Origin of the sequence: Thauera carbonicopians (assembly GCF_025699485.1) — a bacterium.
In the GTDB taxonomy this organism is placed as follows: domain Bacteria; phylum Pseudomonadota; class Gammaproteobacteria; order Burkholderiales; family Rhodocyclaceae; genus Thauera.
Genome location: NZ_JANUXN010000020.1, coordinates 1 through 17,687 on the forward strand (window position 1 = coordinate 1; position 17,687 = coordinate 17,687).

Sequence of the window (17,687 nt, forward strand, 5' to 3'; positions counted from 1 at the left end):
ATTGATGGAGCCAGCGACGAAGCATGCTTAGAAATGATTCAGCACCGATGAAAGCGATTTATTCAGCGCTTCCCTAACGAGTGTAGTAGACGGAACGGGTGGGCAGTTGGGTAGACGGAATCCACATACTACCTGCTCCAAATTATCCTACTTTCATTTAAATGCCCGCTTTTTACGCTCCTACGCTGCATCGGAAACGAGGTTAGTTCAGGCTCATATCGTGGTCAAAGCAATACGTCACGGTCGTTCGCTTTTGCGTAAGTGTCGGTTTCCACTAGGCAAACCCGGTGTAGCCTGTATCCGCGCTGTCAACGGCCAGCGGATCGCCAGCCACTCGGTGGCTGCCGTGGAGGCTTGGCTGTGGGAGAGCTGGGGAAGACGGGGATCGACCGTCGTCCGCTAGATCACGGCGCCATGCTGTAAGCCTCGCGCCTCGATGTTCAGCGCGGCTGCGCCCACCACATCGACATCGGCACCGCGAACAGCTTCTCGCCGAACGGGACTATGTCCCGCCCGGTGTAGAGCACGATGCCGCGCTGGAAGCGTTCCGGCTCGGTCTCCTGCAGGTGCTTCAGCCCTTTGAAATCCTTCCGGTCGACGCTTGCGGCGGCCTTGACTTCGATGCCGGTCAGCCGGCCCTGGCGGTCTTCGAGCAGGAAGTCGACCTCGACGCCGGTCTGAGTGCGGTAATGCCATAGCGACAGCCCGCGCGCCGAAAAGGCGAGATGCTTGAGCAGTTCGGCGGCGACGAAGGTTTCGACCAGATCGCCCGGCAGGCCCTGGGCGGCGTCGAGGGCGGCGGCGCTGTGGCCGCAAAGATGGGCGAGGAGGCCGGAATCGGGCAGGAAGATCTTGGGCGCCTTGACCAGCCGCTTGGCCGGGTTGCGTTCCCAGGCGGGAATGCGCTGGACGAGGAAAAGCGTTTCGAGCAGGGTGAAGTAGCGTTTGAGCGTGGTCTGCGCCAGGCCGCTGCTGCGCGAGAGTTCGGCGAAATTGAGCAGGCTGGCACTGCGGTGGGCGAGAAGCTGGACGAGATTGGGCATCTCGGTGAGCTGTTCCAGATGCGCCAGTTCGCGCACGTCGCGCTGCAGCACGGCTTGCAGATAGCTGTCGAACCAGGCTTCGCGGCGGCGTGGCGTGCTGCGTGCCACGGCTTCCGGAAAGCCGCCGGCGAGCAGGGTGTCGATGAAGAACTCGCGTTCGCAGGGCGGCAGCGGCTGTGCGGCGATATTGCCATCGAAAAGCCAGTCGGCCCGATTGAAATGTGGGAAACCCGCCTGTTCCGCGCAGGACAGCGGCGTGAGCTGGACGATTTCCATGCGTCCGGCGAGCGAGTCGGCCAGCGCCGGCAGCAGCATGACGTTGGCTGAACCGGTGAGCAGGAAACGCCCTGGTTGGCGGTTGCGATCCACCGCCGCCTTGATGGCGAGAAAGAGTTCGGGGGCGCGCTGGATTTCGTCGATCGCAATTGGGCCGGCGAGGGCCGTGATGAAGCCGCTCGGATCGGAGCGCGCGGCAGCCAGCGTGGTGTGCTCGTCCAGCGTCAGGTAGCGGCGCGGCGTGGCTTCGCGCAAGGATTGGGCGAGCGTGCTCTTGCCGGTCTGACGCGCGCCGTTGATCAGGACGACGGGCGTATCGGCCAGGGCTTCGAGCAACTGGGGGGTGATGTGGCGATCGAGCATGGTCCCCACTCTACGCCGCTGAGTGGCCGAAAATCAACCGTTGAATGGCTGAAAATCATCCATTGAGTGGCAGATTTTCAGCCATCAAAACGTCAGTGTCCGCCATGCCGGATCGAGCGTCCGGCCGATGAAGGCGGCGGCGCCGGCCTGGCCGTGGACTTCGGTGCGCAGCGCTTCCGGCGCCACGCCATGGGCCTGCATCGCCGTCGGGCAGGCGTACAGGTGGGCGCCGTAGCGGACGGCTTCGTGCAGGAAATGGGACAGCGGCGGCATGTCGCTGCCCTGCCCGCCCGGATGCAGCGTTTCGGCCACACCGGGCATCAGCAGGCGCACCGAGCGGGCGGTGAAGTACATCTCGACTTCGGCATCCATCGCGGCGGCAGCGGCGGCGAAGTGGAAAGGCGTGGCGCACAGATGGGGGCTGTCCGGATCGGCGGCCCAGACGAGGATGGCGAGGCGCTCGCTCATTCGCGCAGGCCTTTCGCGCCTTCACCCAGCAAGGGTGCCTGGAAACCCTGCAGGTCGTCGAAGCGCCACAGGTCCATCTGCGCGGCGATGCCGGCACAAGCCTCTTCCCAGCGCAGCAGGTGGCTGGCGGCATCCGCCGGCGCGATGCGCAGGCGCACCAGCCAGGCGGCATAGGCGTCGGTGTTCATCTGTGCGGCGGAACTGGACAGGACCTCGTTGCCTTCGACCAGCATGGCCTCGACCGGCGTTTTTACCGGGAATACGGTCTTGCCCGCTTCGAGCAGGCCGAAGGCGCGCCCGGCGGCCAGCGTGCGCCCGGCCGGCTTGGGGGTGAACAGAAGAATCTCGCCGGCGATGGCGACGCCAAAAGGTGTCACGCCGACGCGCCAGACATCGTCCGCCTCGGCGGCAAACCACAGGTGGTTGGCCGGGTCGTAGCGGAGGTCTTCCGGAAAGCTGCAGCCGCGGAGTTCAGCCATGGCGGATCGTCGGAAAGGATGGCGGAAGAGAATGGGAGTCGAACCCACCTGGGACCGGCTGACGGCCCCACCTGGTTTTGAAGACCAGTCGCCCCACCGGGGAACGCCTCTCTTCCATCGGAATGGGGATTGTAGCCCGCAGGGCTGGATTCTTCACCAGGCGAAAGTTCGTTCTTGATCTCTGTCATTGCCGCATGCCCAAGGGACTGGAGAGACTGGAAACGTGGCTATAATCGGCCCGCTCTGAACAGCATTGCTGCCATGACCATTGCCCGCCCTTCGCGCTTTACCGCCTGGATCGCCGCCTTCGCGGTGGTGCTGGCTGCGCTGATGCCCACGCTTGCCCAGGCGTCGGCTGGCGGTGGGCAGATGAAATGGATGGAAGTGTGCACCGTGGCCGGCATGAAGCTGGTGGCCGTGCAGGACAGCGACCATCCGGCCGGCTTCGGCAGTGACGGCTCGACCATCCTGAAGGTCGAGCATTGTCCTTACTGCTGTTCACATGCCGGCAGCTTTGCCCTGCCGCCTTCAGCAACACCTCTGCTGGTGGCGCCGCTCGCCACCTATCGGCAACCTGCCTTCCTGCCGACGGCCCCCAAAGCGCTCCAGCGCTGGGGCATCTTCCTTTCCCGCGCTCCCCCGGCACTTTCCTGATCGCATCGTGCTGCACGCCACCGTCGTTCGCTCGGAACACGGTGAATCGGCTGCCATGTCGGCAGCACGCGCATTCATACGCAGCGAGCACCTGCATGCCCGCTGCTCCGCTCGACTGGTGCGTCCTCGATCCCGAGGGCGCTGCATAGGGGGCAATCCCCCGCAAGGAGAGGAAGCATGAAAAGGAAAGTCGTCGTATCGCTGTTCGCCGCATTGCTGTCGTCCGCCGCATTGGCCCAGGTGGAGGTGGCCGAACCCTGGGTGCGTGCCACGGTTGCGCAGCAGAAAGCCACGGGCGCCTTCATGCGGCTGACCGCCGCCAGGGATGCACGCCTGGTCGAGGCTCGATCCCCGGTTGCCGGCGTGGTGGAGATCCATGAAATGAAGATGGAAGGCGACGTGATGAAGATGAACGCCATCGCCGCGCTCGACCTGCCTGCCGGCAAGGCGGTCGAGCTCAAGCCTGGCGGCTATCACGTGATGCTGCTCGATCTGCATGCCCAGGTGAAGGAAGGCGAGATGGTGCCGCTCACGCTGGTGGTCGAGGATCGTGACGGCAGGCGCGAACAGATCGAAGTGCAGGCACCGGTGCGCCCGCTGGCCGCAGGGCGCGGAAGCCAGCGCGATCATGGCCATGCCATGGAGCACAAGCACTAGAGAGGCGTTCGCGCAATCCGCCGGCCTGAGCGCCGCTTCTCCCTTCTGTCCATGATGCCGCGTTCCTTGCGTCGTCTCCGCCTGTTCGCCCGTTTCGCCGCGCTGGTGATTCTGGTGGGCACGCTCGCGCCCTCGCTGATGCAGGCCGGCGTGCGTGCGGCCGATGCCGAGCGCTGGATGGAAGTGTGCTCGGTTGCCGGCATGATCCGCGTCGCCAGTCCACCGGTCGATGCGGACGGCGATGTCCGATCAGGAAATTCGCTCGATCTGCGCTATTGCCCGCTGTTCGTTCCGCTGGGCGGCCATGTGGCGCTACCCGGCAGCGTGGCATGGCTGCCGCCGACGCTGCCGAAGGTGCATGTACAGCCCGTCCATGCCGACCTGCCCGCGACTACTGCGCGAACCTGGCGGAAGACCTGGCCGCGTGGCCCGCCGGATTCCTCGATGCCGTTCATCGCTTTCGCCTGAAAGCGCCCGGCTCCCTCTTCGGGTGCCGGTACACCTGCCTTTCCCGACGACACCGCACATCGCCACGCCGGCTGCGCATGGCGGCGCCCGTCCGTGTCGATCGGTCGAACCCGCTTCAAGGAATCCGACAATGAAATCCCTGCCGTCTCCCAGCCGTCTGGCTCTGGCGCTATACGCCATGCAGGCCGGCATGCTTGCCTCTCCGGCGGTATTCGCCGCCGATACCGAAAACGCCTTGGGTGCCGTGGTGGTCACCGCTCCCACCAGTACCGAGCCGCTTACCGTGGTCACCGACCCGAAAGCGCCGCGCCAGCCCATTCCCGCGCACGACGGCGCGGACTTCCTGAAGAGCATTCCGGGCTTCTCGGTGATCCGCAAAGGCGCCACCGACGGCGATCCGGTCTTCCGCGGCATGGCCGGCTCGCGCCTGGGAATCTTCCTCGACGGCCAGGAAATCTACGGCGGCTGCGGCGGCCGCATGGATCCGCCGACGGCCTATGTGTATCCCGAGTCCTACGATCGTGTGACCGTGCTGAAAGGGCCGCAGACGGTGCTTTACGGCGCGGGTTTTTCGACCGGCGCGGTACTGTTTGAGCGTGACCTGCGCCCTTTGAAGGAAACCGGCTGGAGCCTGAACGGCAGCCTGACGGTGGGCAGCTTCGGGCGCAACGACCAGGTCATCGACGTGAAGGGCGGCACGCCGCAGTTCCAGGTTCGCGCGGGCGCCACCTACGTGGATTCCAACGACTACGAGGACGGCGATGGCACCCGCATCCACTCGCACTACCGGCGCTGGAACACCCAGGCCGCATTGGCATGGACGCCGGACGAGCACACCGCGCTGGAGCTGTCGGCGGCGCGCAGCGACGGCAAGGCGGCTTATGCCGACCGCGGCATGGATGGTTCGCGCTTCGCGCGCGACAACGTCGCGCTGAAGTTCGAAAAGCGCGAACTGTCGCCGCTGGTGCAGAAAATCTGGGCACAGGCCTACTACAACTACGTCGATCACGTGATGGACAACTACAGCCTGCGTGATCAGCCGCTGGCCAACCGCTTCTCGGCGATGAACCCGGATCGCATCACCGTGGGCGCACGCGCCGGCATCACCCTGACGCCGGGCGAAGCCTGGAGCGTCACCCTGGGTGCCGACACCAAGCGCGATACGCATCGTGGCCGTAACGTCATGAACGCATCCAGCAGCGATGCCGCGAAGGCTGCCTTCCGCGATCAGCCGTATGAGGAGGACATGAGCTTCCGCCAGTTCGGTGTGTTCGGCGAGATGGCCTACACCATGGCCGACGGCGACCGCGTGGTGGGTGGTCTGCGCGTGGATCGCCATGCGGCCAAGGACAGCCGCCATTGCGTCAATGGCATGTCCATGAACGGCATGTGCATGATGGCACCGATGAACCAGACCCGCGGCAAGACCGACCGCGACACCCTGAGCAGCGGTTTCCTGCGCTACGAGGGCCTGTCCGAACTGGGCAACTGGTACGTCGGCCTCGGCCATGCCGAGCGCTTCCCCGATTACTGGGAGCGACTGCTGCGCGACGAGGACACGCTGAACAGCGCCTTCCTCAGCATCGAACCGGAAAAGACCACCCAGCTCGACGTGGGCATGAACTGGCAGCATGGCGCATGGAACGGTTCGGTATCGGCCTACTACGGCAAGGTGCAGGACTACATCCTGCTGAAGTGGGTGGCGCCTGCCCGCGTGCGCAACGTCGATGCCACCATCTACGGCCTGGAAGCCGATGCGAGCTGGCGCTTCGCGCGCAACTGGAGCACGACCGCCACGCTGGCCTGGGCGCAGGGCGCCAACGACACCGACGGCAAGGCGCTGGCCCAGCAGCCCCCGCTGGAAGGCCGGCTGTCGCTGGACTACGACGACGGCAGCTTCTCCTACGGTGCGCTGCTGCGCGTGGTCGCAGCGCAGAACCGCGTCGATATCGGCTCCGGCAACATCGTCTCGAACGGCCAGGACATCGGCAAATCCTCCGGCTTCGGCGTGTTGTCGCTGAACGCCGGCTGGCGGCCGAAGAAGGGCGTGCTGCTGACCGCCGGCATCGACAACGTGTTCGACCGTAGCTACGCCGAGCACCTGTCGCGCACCGGGGCATCGCTGCCGGGTTTCGTATTCCCGGCCGACACCCGCATCAACGAGCCGGGCCGCAATGCCTGGCTGAAGCTGCAGGTCGCGCTGGATTGAAATCTGCGCGGTGTCTCGTTTGCAGCAGTGCCGCGGGTGGCATTGCTGCAAGCCCTGTCGGGCTATGCGTCCTCGGTGACAGGCGGTTCGCCGCGCAGGATGTGGGCGCGCTGGCTGCCTTCGCCGACGCGGCGGGTGAAGCCGAAGCGGTCGAAGAATTCGAGGATCTGGATGGCGCGCTTGCGGCCGCCGCCGATGCGGTCGCGGAAGTCGGCGGCGCGGATGCGGCCGTCGTTGCCGGTGGCCAGTTCGCGGACGATGCCGACCATCCGGGCGACGGTTGTGCGCGGATAGAACAGGTCGCGGACGATCTGGAACACTTCGCCGCGCATCGCCACGCGGCGCAGCAGGCGGCGGACGTCGGCCTCTTCCATGTTGCAGCTCGCGGCGAGATCGCGCACCCAGGGCGGATCGAAAGCGCCGTCGGCCAGGCGTCGCAGGATTTCGTCGGCACGAACCCGCTCGGCGGGCGAAAGCTCGGCGGTATGGGTCGGCAGATGCCAGGCCGAGCCGGCGCGGCGCAGGCGCTCGTCGACCAGCAGGCTTTCGAGGCGGGCGAGGAAGATCGCCGGCGGCAGTTGTGGGGCGCACATCCGGCGCAGGCGTTCGCGTTCCACGCCCGGTTCGTCGGCAAAGGCTTCATGGTGCGCTGCCAGGCGGGCGAGGATGCGCTCGGCGAGTGCTTCCCAGGCCACAGGCGAGAACAGCCGGGTGCCGCCCTTGGTGGCGACCACCTGCACTTCGGGCAGGCGTTGCTGCCAGGATGGTGCATCGGCACCGTACAGGTTGTGGGCGGCAGCCAGTTCCTCGGCGTCGGCGCCGAGTACGGCGGCGTCGATCAGCGCGCGCAGGCGAACGTCGACATCGCGGTGTTCGAGCGCCGCCAGCAGGGCGAGGCGTTCCGGCCGGCGGCGGTGGCGCGCGGGCGGGAAGGGGTCGAGCACGACGCCGCCGCCCAGCGTCTCGCGGCCGGCGGCATCGCGGATCACGATGCGGTCGCCGCAGCAAGCGAACAGCGGCCGGTCGAGCACGGCCTGCACCAGGCCGTCGTCCCCGCCCTTCAGGCCGCCCGCCTCCAGCGCGCCGTCGAGCAGCACCAGCCGCGCCATCGCGTGGCCGCCGGCATGGTGCAGGGTCACGCCTGCCCACTGCCCGAGCTTGCGCCGCAGCTCCGGCAACAGCTGCAGGCGCAGGTCGAGGCGGTCGGTGCTACGTACCGGATGCGGCGACAGTAGCCAGTCGCCGCGCTCGATGTCGCGGTATTCGATGCCGGCGAGGTTGACCGCGCAACGGCTGCCCGGCCCGCCGGCCTCGGCCTTGCGGTTGTTGACGTGCAGCCCGCGCACCCGCAGTTCGCGCGCCTCGCCGTCCGGCCGGGCCAGCAGCACGGTATCGCCGACGCGCAACTGGCCGGCATGCACGGTGCCGGTCACCACCGCGCCGGCGCCGGCGATGGCAAAGCGGCGATCCACCACCAGGCGCAGGCCGCCCTGCACGCTGCGCGCGTCTTCGGCGGTCGCGATCGCTTCGAGATGGGCGCGCAGCGCTGCCACGCCCTCCCCGCTCTGTGCCGACACCGCGAACACCGGCGCATCGGCCAGCTGGGTCGGCGCCAGCAGTGCCGCCACTTCGGCGCGCACTTCCTCGATGCGCGCTGCCGGCACGCGGTCGCTTTTGGTGATCGCCACCGCGCCGCGGTCGATGCCGAGCAGGTGGACGATGGCGAGATGCTCGCGCGTCTGCGGCATCACGCCGTCGTCGGCCGCCACCACCAGCAGCGCAAAGTCGATGCCGCTGGCGCCCGCCAGCATGGTCGGGACGAACTTCTCGTGCCCCGGCACGTCGATGAAAGCCAGCGTCCGCCCTTCGCCATCGTCCGCCAGCGGCGCATAGGCATAGCCCAGTTCGATGGTGATGCCGCGCTGCTTCTCTTCCGGCAGGCGGTCGGTGTCCACCCCGGTCAGGGCGCGGACGAGCGTGGTCTTGCCGTGGTCGATGTGGCCGGCGGTGCCGATCAGCATGGGGAGGCTTCCTGTGTCGGGGCGAAGGAAAGGTCAGGCTCAGGCCAGCCTGAGATACCGCTGGTGGTGCGTGAGATCTCTGCTCATGCAAGCTCTCTTTACTTTGCGGCTCTTTTAGTTAAAGAAAACACAGTATCTTTAACTAACGAACAGCTCAAGGTAACGGTCGAAAGCATAGACCCGGCTGCGCTGCTGACCCATGATCTCAATCAGAATCTCTTTATCGATCAAAGATTTGATCAGGCTGTTTCGGTTGAAGGTCGCCGAGGTTTTTGTGCAGGAGCTACGAAATGCAAAGAAGGGTCATTGACGGCATCGAGGTTCAACGCAGCTCGGGCAATGTCTTTGCCGATCTGGCATTGCCCGACGCCGAGAAGCTCAAGCTCAAGATCAAGACCGACCTGGTGATCGAGATCCGGAAAGCCATGCGTACCCTGGGGCTGACCCAACAGGAAGCAGCCAAGCGCATGGGTATCTCGCAGCCGAAGGTGTCGGGCATGATACGCGGTGATTTCACCAACCTGTCCGAGCGAAAGCTGATGGACTGCCTGAACCGCCTCGGGTACGACATCGAGATCGTCGTGAAACCCGCTTCGGAGCGGATCGGCCACCTGACGGTCGCTGTGGCATAGCGTATATGCTTCCGACCACAGTTCGATGTCGACGAGATCGTCCATACCCGATGGCCGGGCCTTTTCGCCGCCGTTCATGCTTGCCGCTGCTCCCTGCGTAGTTCTTCCGCCGTGATGTGCACAGGCTTGCCATCCTTCACCACGACGATTTCCGTATCGGTCTGAATGGCGGTCTTGCGCGCCATCTCCGCTGCACGCCGCATGGCGACCAGCGAGGCGCGCAGATCAGGGTTGGTCGCCTTGGACAGTTCCTGTTGTGTCATCAGCTTTTGTCGCGCATGCCATTTCCGATACGAGTGGTAATGCGGTAAGTCTCAATGCTTCAGCACTGCAGTAACCAACAGCGTGAATCGATAGCTACTTTCTGAATGCCCATCCAAGCAGGCGCTCCAGGGCGTCGTTCCACCACTGCGTTACGGGTATGGCACATACATCCTCTCCTTCCCGGCCAAGCAGAATTGGCACGGCTTCTGTTGTGTGCCGGTCAAGCAGGCGAGGAAAAGGTGTGTCGTGGCCATCCTTGGCTTTTGCCAGGCTGCCGCCCAATTTGGTATCGCATGCGTTGGAGACCAGTTCTGGCGTTGCATGCGTGGTCATGGCCCAGTTCACCGGCCAAATGCGTGTTACCCCTTCTGAATCCCAAGTCAGGATCTTGGCACCGTGCAGAAATTTAGCGCCCCTTCCGTTTGGATGCCGAATGTCGACACCGGTCTGCATACCGGTTGCTACATCCCAGAGCCGAGCTCCGGTTCCATCCCAAGTCAGAATCCGGGTGCCATCGGCCGAGAAGATGGCCACTGGCATACCCGCATGGCGGATGTCATTGCCGATCTGCTTTGTGCTTGTCGCATCCCAGAGTCGGACGGTTCCTGCCCAATCCCACGTCATAACCCGGGTACCATCGGCCGAGAAGATGGCCTTTGACATACCCGCATGGCGGATGACATCGCCAATCTGCTTCGTGCTTGTTGTATCCCAGAGCCGGGTGGTTCCGCCCCAAGCCAAGGTCAGGATTCGGGCGCTATCAGGCGACAAAATGGCCTTTGACATATTCTCATGGCGGATTTCATTGCCGATCTGCTTGGTGGTTGCTGCATCCCAGAGCCGAGCGATGCCTTCTCCGCCCCAAGTCATAACCCGGGCACCATCGGCTGACAAGATGGCCTCTGACATATTCTCATGGCGGATGTCATCGCCAATCTGCTTTGTGCTTGTCGTATCCCAGAGCCGGGCGATGCCCTCTCTACGACTCCAAGTCATAACCTGGGTGCCATCGGCCGATAAGATGGCCTCTGACATATCCTCATGGCGGATGTCACCGCCGATCTGCTTGGTGCTTGCTGCATCCCAGAGCCGGGCGATGCCTTCTCCACGACTCCAAGTCATAACCTGGGTGCCATCGGCCGACAAGGTGGCATCGGACATAGCTTTGTGGTGGATATCCTTCCCGATCTGCTCGCCGGTTACCGCATTTCGGAGCCGCGCGGTTCCTTCCTCATCCCAGGTCAGGATTCGGGTCCCATCAATTGACAAGATGGCCTTCAGCATACCCTCATGACGCATGCCGTTCCCGATTTGGCCGGTGATCGTTGCATCCCAGAGCCGGGCGGTTCCCCTGCCGTCCAAAGTCAGGAGACGGGTGTCATCGATCGAAAAAAGTGCCCCCCTCATCCCTTCATGGCGCATGTCGATGCTGATCTGCATACCGGTTGCCGCATCCCAAAGCCGAGCGGTTCCAGCCCCATCCCAGGTCAGGATTCGGGTGCCATCGGCCGAGAAGATGGCCCCTGACATACCCGCATGGCGGATGTCATTGCCAATCTGCTCCGTGCTTGCTGCATCCCAGAGCCGGGCGGTTCCTTCTTCGTCCCAAGTCATGACTTGGGCGCCATCGGCCGAGAAGATGGCCCCTGACATACCCGCATGGCGGATGTCATTGCCGATCTGCTTGGTGGTTGCTGGATCCCAGAGCCGAGCGATGCCTTCTCCGCCCCAAGTCGCAACCCGGATGCCATCGGCCGACAAGATGGCCTTTGACATATTCTCATGGCGGATGTCATTGCCGATCTGCTTCGTGCTTGCTGCATCCCAGAGCCGGGCGATGCCCTCTCCATCCCACGTCCCCCAAGTCAGGATTCGGGTGCCATCGGCCGACAAGATGGCCTTTGACATACCCTCATGGCGGATGTTATCGTCGATCCGCTTCGTGCTTGCTGTGTCCCAGAGCAGGGCGATGTCCTCTCCATCCCCAAACCCCCCCCAAGTCAGGATTCGGGTGCCATCGGCCGACGAGGTGGCCTCTGACATACCCAAATGGCGGGTGTCATTGCCGATCTGCTTCGTGCTTGCTGCATCCCAGAGCCGGGCGGTTCCTTCTTCGTCCAAAGTCATAACCCGGGTGCCATCGGCCGACAAGATGACCTCTAACATATCCTCATGGCGGATGCCATCGCCGATCTCTATACCGGTTGTTGTATCCCAGAGCCGAGCGATGCCTTTTCCAAAAGTAATAACCCGGACGTCATCGGGAAACAGGACTGCTCCTGAGACGTAATCCCCGTGCACGAAAGTCATGTTGAAACGCGTTTCTTGAGCGCTGGAAGCAAAAGCTGCATGCGCTTCGGCTGTTGTGGGGGACAAGAACGTGTCTCGGGTGGCCAGAATGGCAAGGTGCAGTGCCCGCAGCCCGTCACCTTCTTTCAGCATCCGTTCAGACATGCGTGCAAGCATCTGTGATTGCGACTGAGCAACTTCCCGCCGCTCCTTGACGACGAACCAGGCACCATAGAAGAGCCCGGCGAAGCCTAGCATCAGGATTGCGGTGGCCGTCCAGCGCCATCGCTTGGCGCGCTGTTCTGCTTTCTGTTTCTGTCTTCTTTCGTCGTCCTCAATCTTTTGGCATGCTGAAAGATAAGACTTCGCGGACTCGAGCTGCGTGCGGAATTCTTCATGTTCAGCCAGCGACTCGGCGTCGGCAAGCCGTTCCCCGCGGCGGATGAGATCGCGGGGCTTGCAGCCATTGGTTTCCCACTGCTCGGCTTCCCGCCGTATGGCGTCACGCAAGATCAGCTTTTCTCTGAGTTCGCGCAGCCAGTCGCTGAGCGGGGGTTGTCGTAGCAGCGCTTCGTGGGCGACTTCCACGCTGTCTTCGCTTTCCGTGAGAAGCCGAACGTCGACAAGCGCTTCGACAAGTGGCCTGAGTGTGGCGCGTTCCTCGTCCAGCAAGGTGTTGCGTGCGACGCGCAGCCGCTTCGGCGCATCGGCTGTTTCATCCCAGGTGGCCAGTTCCGGAATGAAGAGGCGCCGCAGGGCTTGGTCGTCGCCTGCTATACCTGCAGCTCTGCGCGCGTCGGACAGTGCGCGGGAGATCGAACCGCTGACCCGGCCCATCTGCTCGTACTCGGCAAGTTCGAGCTTGCCGTCGGCACCGAAATCCCGATCCAGCCGAGCCAGCGTGAAGGCGAGCCATGGCAGGCCGTCAGCGCCTTGTGTTTCTTCGACCAGCGTGTCGATGAGCATGGGCTCGATCGACAGCTTGCGGCCCGAATGGTTGGCAACGCCGATGGGGCCGGTGATGATCGACCGATAGGCGCTGTGATCGAGAGGCGGCAGGATGAAAGCCTCGGCAGGCTCCAGGTGCCGTTCCTTCATTGCCGACACCAGTGGCCCAATGCTGTCGGCGCGGATTGCGAGCACGACCAGCGGCTGGATGCCGGTAGGCGGTTCCCGCATCAGCGTCGCCAGGTGGTCGAGGAATAGCGAGTTTTCAGAATGACCGTCGGTGGCGAAGAGTTCCTCGGCCTGATCGATAGCGATCACGATGGTGGGCACTGCTGCTGCCTCGTTTCCGACCCGGGCTTCGGCATGTGCGATTTCGGCCGCCTGTTTCAACAGTTCGGCGAGGCCTTGCGGTTGTTGGATGGTGGCGGCAATGTTTCCAGGGTTGTGTGCGAGTCTAGCGCGGGAAAACCATCTTGCCAGCTCCAAGCCAAGTCCTTCCGATCCCGATATGACGCCGCCTGCCGGACGGACGATCGCAAGCGGTGCAAATGCTGGGTTGCGATTCAGACGTGGCCACAGACCGGCACGCAGGAATGAACTCTTGCCTGCGCCGGAAGGGGCCTGAATCGCCAGTACGCGAGGACGCTCGGCACGGCGCAGCAGATTGAGCCGATCGAGTCCGCGCACGATGTCGGCATCGCGGCCGAAGAAGATTGCGGCGTCTGTTGCCCCGAAAGCTGCCAGCCCGGGGAAAACCGGTGCATCACGCCGATCCTTGGGCGGCCAGGGGAAGCTTTCCGGGGCGATTCCGATTGCGATCAGGCGTGTGCGCAGACTTTCGAGCGCGCTGCGTGCCAGCCGGATGGTGGCGGACGTTCCGTTGTGTTCGGCCTCGATTTCGACTTGCTCGCCCGCGGTTGAAAGGTCGACGATCTGTCTGTCCCGCCATGAGTTCAGCTTAGGATCATCGATCGCGAGGTCGCGGACGATTGCAGGGATGATCGGCTTCCCATAGTCCTCGGCCATGCGCAGTTCTACGGTGCATTCGTTCGAGGCCAGGGCCTCGGGCGACATCAGGAAAACGATCGCCTCGCAGCGGGCATTCGCGTCCTTCAGGGCTTTCTTCCAGCGCATACCGGCGCCGATGCCATGGAGGTCGAGAAAGACGTCGTCGGGACCCCAGCCATGGTTTTCCAGCCAGCGCTTGAAAGCGAGGGCGACGAAGTTGTCCTTGCTGGAATGACTGATGAAGATTCGTGCCATCGAAGGGGCTCCACACCAGATGCCTGAAACAGGCCAAAGCAATACTTCGCTGCCCTACCTGTCATGTCGGTCGAGGTGAGGCCGTGCCTATGGATGCAATATAAGCCAAGCACGCGTGATCCGCTTGGAGCCGGAAGTGGCGTTCGACATCGAGGACTGACCACGGTGACTTGTTGTCATACTGTCGATAAGCACTGTAAGGAGGCCGGAAATGTCCGAGGTCACGCTGACCAGCAAAGGGCGGATCACCATTCCTGCCGATATCCGGCGGGCACTGGGCGTCAGTGCGCACGATCGCATCACATTCACACTGATGCGTGATGGCACGGTGGTCTTGAGGGCCAAGAACAAATCCGTTCAGAGGCTCAAGGGTATGCTGAAGCCTCAGCGCGGTGCCAGCCTTGCGGTGGAAGACATGAGTCTGGGCAATCCTTGATGGCGGCGCTCAATACCAATATCTGACAACTTGGAAACCCGGCAGGCGGTCGGGGTAGTCACCTGCCGGGCAATCACGCAGGGCTTCTTATCCGAACATGTCCTCGTAAATCCCCCGCGCCCATTCGAAGTCCTCGCCCACCGTTTCCGGCTTGCGCTCGTTGAAGTCGATCTGGGTTTGCTCGATGATGCCGAGATCATTGACCTTGTAGTCGAACTTCACCGAGATCGCTTCCTGCGGCTGGGTGCTGACCATCATGAAGCACAGGTTGTCGGGCAGGCGGTAGCCCGGCTGGCGGTCGGCCTCGCGCTCGGCGATGTAGTGGGCGACGATGCGCGCGTGCTGGTTGGCGACGTGGCCGGCCTTGGGATAGAAGGAGAACTGCGGCGACACGTAGCCGACCGCGTCGCCGATCACGTACACGTCCTTGTCGTCCTCGGCGTGCAGGAACAGCGGGTCGACCGCGGCCCAGCCGTCCGGCCCGCCCTGGAAGGCTTGGCCGACGACGCCGGCTTTCCACGCCAGGTCGCCGGCCTGGTGCGGCGCCATCAGGATCGCGTGGTCGAAGTCGAAATCGCCGGCGGCGGTCTTGATGCGCTTGTTGAACGGATCGACTTCCTTGACGTGGGCGTTCGGCACGTAGGTGATGATGTCCTTGTACAGCTCCTGGAAGGCGGCCTTGAAGCCGGGGCCGATCGGCATCACGTCCGGCTTGTGGTCGAGGATGATGATCCGCGCGTTGAGCTTCTTCGCCTTGAACAGCGAGGCGATCAGGCAGGCGCGCTCGTAGGGGCTGGGCGGGCAGCGCTGCGGCGGCGGCGGCAGGGTCATCACCAGGTCGCCGCCCTTGAAATCCTGGATGGCCTGCTTGAGGCGGAAGTGCTCGGCGCTGGGGATGTAGGCTGCCGGGAAGCGGGCGCGGGTGGCTTCGGCCGCGCGGCGGTCGTTGCCGAACCAGGCTTCGTAGTTGTAGCGGATGCCGGGCGACAGGATCAGGTAGTCGTAGTCGAGCGCGCCGGCGGCGGTGACGACGCGCTTGGTGTCGCGCTCGATTTCGAGGATCTCGGTCTGGATGAAGCGGTAGCCGAGTTCCTCGGACACCTTCAGGTAGTCCTTGGTCAGGTACTGGGTGTCGACGACGTCCACCAGCCACTTGTTGCTCATCGGGCAGGAGAAGAAGTTCTGGTTGCGCTCCAGCAGCACCACTTCCAGATGCGGCACCTGCTGGCGCAGGTATCTGGCGGCGGTGATGCCGCCCCAGCCGCCGCCGCAGATGACGACCCGGCGCGCCTTGCCACGTGGGAGCAGGGTCTCGGTGCTGCGCCCGACCAGTGGCGGCAGCGGGCGTTCGGTGCCCGCGCGCGGCACTGCCGCCTGGGCCAGGCCGGGCGCTGCCAGCGCGGCGGTGGCGATGCCGCCGCTCGCCGCCAGGAAGCGGCGGCGTGAAGCATTGTGTCGATCAGTCATGGTGTTCCTCCCGATGGTGTTTTCAGCCGCCCCGGTGCGGGATGCCGCCGGGGTTTGATCGGCCGTGCGCAAGGCTCGGCCGTGGGGGTGGCGACCGGGGTCGCCTTGCCGGACGGCAGATATTCAGATCGGCCTGATGTGTCCGGCCGCCCGGGTGGCATGGCTGCCGTCCGGGCGGATTCTGCGAAGCGATGCCGGTCCGCGTGCCGGCTGCTTCAGTGCGCTTGCTGCGTTGTTTCAGCGCGGCCTGGCCGCGAGTTCGTGAAGCTGGGCGGCGAAGCGAGCTTCGTCGGTCTGCCGCAGGCAGCGCAGGTCCAGCCACAGCGCGTTGTCGGCGATGTGGCCGATGACCGGTACCGGCAGCCCGCGCAAGGCTTTTTCCAGCCGGTTCAGCACGCCGCCCTTGCGCTGCGGACGGCACACCAGCCCGGCGGAGGGCAGGCGGTCGACCGGCAGGCTGCCGGAGCCGATCTGCGAGCGCATCGGCTCCACGCTCACCGTCAGCGGCCACTCCGCCAGCGCGGTGGCCAGCGCCGGGTGCAGGCGTTCGGCCTGGGCGAGGATGTCGGTCTGGGCGCGGGTCAGCAGTCTCAGGGTTTCAAGCCGTTCCGGCAGGCGGTCGGGGTCGCGGTACAGGCGCAGCACCGCTTCCAGCCCGGCGAGGGTGATCTTGCCGACGCGCAGCGCGCGCTTCAGCGGGTTCTTCTTGATCCTGGCGATCAGTTCCCTGCGGCCGACCAGGATGCCGGCCTGCGGGCCGCCGAGCAGCTTGTCGCCGGAGAAGGTCACGAGGTCGGCGCCGGCGGCGATCGTTTCGCGTGGCGTCGGCTCGTGCGGCAGGCCCCAGGCTTCGAGGCCGGTCAGCGTACCGGAGCCCAGATCCTCGACGAAGGGCAGGCCGTGGGCATGGGCGATGGCGGCGATCTCGGCCTGCGGCACCGACTTGGTGAAGCCTTCGACCGCGTAGTTGCTGGTGTGGACCTTCATCAGCAGGCCGGTGCGCGGGCCGATGGCTTCTTCGTAGTCGCGCGCGTGGCTGCGGTTGGTGCAGCCGATCTCGACCAGCCGCGCGCCGGCCCGCTTCATGATGTCGGGTATGCGGAAGGCGCCGCCGATCTCGACCAGTTCGCCGCGCGAGACGACGACTTCCTTGCGCTGGGCCAGGGTGTTCAGCAGCAGGAACACCGCCGCGGCGTTGTTGTTGACCACGGTGGCGGCTTCGCCGCCGGTCAGCTCGGCGAGCAGGTCGGAGACGAGGTCGTCGCGGTCGCCGCGGCCGCCGGAATCGATGTCGTATTCCAGCGCGCAGGGGTGGCGGGCGGCCTCGACCATCGCGGCGATCGCTTCCTCGGGCAGGGTCGCGCGGCCGAGGTTGGTGTGCAGCACGGTGCCGGTGAGGTTGAAGACCTGGCGCAGCCGGGACTGGCTGTCGCGGGCGATGCGCTGGCGGATCGCGTCGATCAGGGCCGGGAGTGCCGGCAGCGCGGCTGGTGGGCTGCCGTTCCTGGCCGTTTCGCGCACCGCGGCAAGCTCGCTGCGGATGGCTTCGGTGACGAGCTGGCGGCCGTGGGTGGAAATTTCAGCGGCGATCGAGGGCTCGGTGAGCAGGCGGTCGACCGCGGGAAGGGAGGCAAGTGAGGATGTCGTCATGGCCTGGGCCCGAACCGGGCAACGAGGTCTATCGAAGATTGAAGCGTAGTCGATTCCGGGTTTCTCGGGTCGCACCGGCGGCCGGTGCTGCTGTAGCGTG

The 17,687-nt window shown here is 64.6% G+C and carries 14 protein-coding genes and 1 tRNA gene; 6 read left to right on the forward strand and 9 right to left on the reverse strand.

Annotated features, from left to right (window positions below; all coding sequences use genetic code 11):
- Positions 1-440 precede the first annotated feature (440 nt).
- From NX068_RS18120 to NX068_RS18135, 4 genes are all read right to left on the reverse strand, one after another.
- Complete coding sequence (locus NX068_RS18120; RefSeq protein WP_263462669.1) at positions 441-1,682, reverse strand: ATP-binding protein; 1,242 nt, start codon at positions 1,680-1,682, stop codon at positions 441-443.
- Positions 1,683-1,766: 84 nt separating this feature from the next.
- Positions 1,767-2,150: a DsrE family protein gene (locus NX068_RS18125; RefSeq protein ID WP_263462670.1), complete on the reverse strand. Its 384-nt coding sequence runs from the start codon at positions 2,148-2,150 to the stop codon at positions 1,767-1,769.
- A complete protein-coding gene (locus NX068_RS18130) occupies positions 2,147-2,629 on the reverse strand; it encodes a glycine cleavage system protein H (protein ID WP_263462671.1) in 483 nt (160 codons plus the stop codon). The genes NX068_RS18125 and NX068_RS18130 overlap by 4 nt, the downstream gene beginning before the upstream one ends.
- A gap of 19 nt (positions 2,630-2,648) precedes the next feature.
- A tRNA-Sec gene (locus tag NX068_RS18135) sits at positions 2,649-2,745 on the reverse strand.
- Positions 2,746-2,803: 58 nt separating this feature from the next.
- On the opposite strand from NX068_RS18135, the gene NX068_RS18140 reads away from it, so the two are divergent.
- The 4 genes from NX068_RS18140 (at position 2,804) to NX068_RS18155 (ending at position 6,617) form a co-directional block, all read left to right on the forward strand.
- Positions 2,804-3,283, forward strand: a complete 480-nt coding sequence (locus NX068_RS18140) for a DUF2946 domain-containing protein (protein ID WP_263462672.1) — start codon at positions 2,804-2,806, stop codon at positions 3,281-3,283.
- 177 nt (positions 3,284-3,460) lie between these two features.
- Positions 3,461-3,940: a copper chaperone PCu(A)C gene (locus NX068_RS18145; protein ID WP_263462673.1), complete on the forward strand. Its 480-nt coding sequence runs from the start codon at positions 3,461-3,463 to the stop codon at positions 3,938-3,940.
- A gap of 66 nt (positions 3,941-4,006) precedes the next feature.
- Entirely contained in the window at positions 4,007-4,408 is a 402-nt protein-coding gene (locus tag NX068_RS18150; protein ID WP_263462674.1) for a DUF2946 family protein, read from the forward strand.
- 130 nt (positions 4,409-4,538) lie between these two features.
- On the forward strand, positions 4,539-6,617 hold the full coding sequence (locus tag NX068_RS18155; RefSeq protein ID WP_263462675.1) for a TonB-dependent copper receptor: 2,079 nt from the start codon (positions 4,539-4,541) through the stop codon (positions 6,615-6,617).
- Positions 6,618-6,679: 62 nt separating this feature from the next.
- On the opposite strand, the gene selB is transcribed toward NX068_RS18155, so the two are convergent.
- Positions 6,680-8,638, reverse strand: coding sequence for a selenocysteine-specific translation elongation factor (gene selB / locus NX068_RS18160; RefSeq protein ID WP_263462676.1), 1,959 nt, complete (start codon positions 8,636-8,638; stop codon positions 6,680-6,682).
- Positions 8,639-8,928: 290 nt separating this feature from the next.
- Between selB and NX068_RS18165 the strand changes: the two genes are divergently transcribed.
- Positions 8,929-9,270 carry a helix-turn-helix domain-containing protein gene (locus NX068_RS18165; protein WP_263462677.1) on the forward strand — a complete coding sequence of 114 codons (342 nt, stop codon included), beginning with the start codon at positions 8,929-8,931 and terminating at the stop codon, positions 9,268-9,270.
- A 74-nt stretch (positions 9,271-9,344) separates the two neighbouring features.
- On the opposite strand, the gene NX068_RS18170 is transcribed toward NX068_RS18165, so the two are convergent.
- On the reverse strand, positions 9,345-9,533 hold the full coding sequence (locus NX068_RS18170; protein WP_263462678.1) for a hypothetical protein: 189 nt from the start codon (positions 9,531-9,533) through the stop codon (positions 9,345-9,347).
- 94 nt (positions 9,534-9,627) lie between these two features.
- A complete protein-coding gene (locus NX068_RS18175) occupies positions 9,628-14,034 on the reverse strand; it encodes a toll/interleukin-1 receptor domain-containing protein (protein WP_263462679.1) in 4,407 nt (1,468 codons plus the stop codon).
- Between the two features lie 211 nt (positions 14,035-14,245).
- Between NX068_RS18175 and NX068_RS18180 the strand changes: the two genes are divergently transcribed.
- Positions 14,246-14,470 (forward strand): AbrB/MazE/SpoVT family DNA-binding domain-containing protein, encoded by a 225-nt coding sequence (locus NX068_RS18180; protein WP_263462680.1) that lies wholly within the window; start codon positions 14,246-14,248, stop codon positions 14,468-14,470.
- Between the two features lie 87 nt (positions 14,471-14,557).
- On the opposite strand, the gene NX068_RS18185 is transcribed toward NX068_RS18180, so the two are convergent.
- The gene (locus NX068_RS18185; protein WP_263462681.1) at positions 14,558-15,937 is read right to left on the reverse strand and encodes an FAD-dependent oxidoreductase; all 1,380 of its coding nucleotides are present in this window, start codon (positions 15,935-15,937) and stop codon (positions 14,558-14,560) included.
- A 237-nt stretch (positions 15,938-16,174) separates the two neighbouring features.
- The gene (selA, locus tag NX068_RS18190) at positions 16,175-17,587 is read right to left on the reverse strand and encodes an L-seryl-tRNA(Sec) selenium transferase (RefSeq protein WP_263462682.1); all 1,413 of its coding nucleotides are present in this window, start codon (positions 17,585-17,587) and stop codon (positions 16,175-16,177) included.
- Positions 17,588-17,687: the final 100 nt, after the last annotated feature.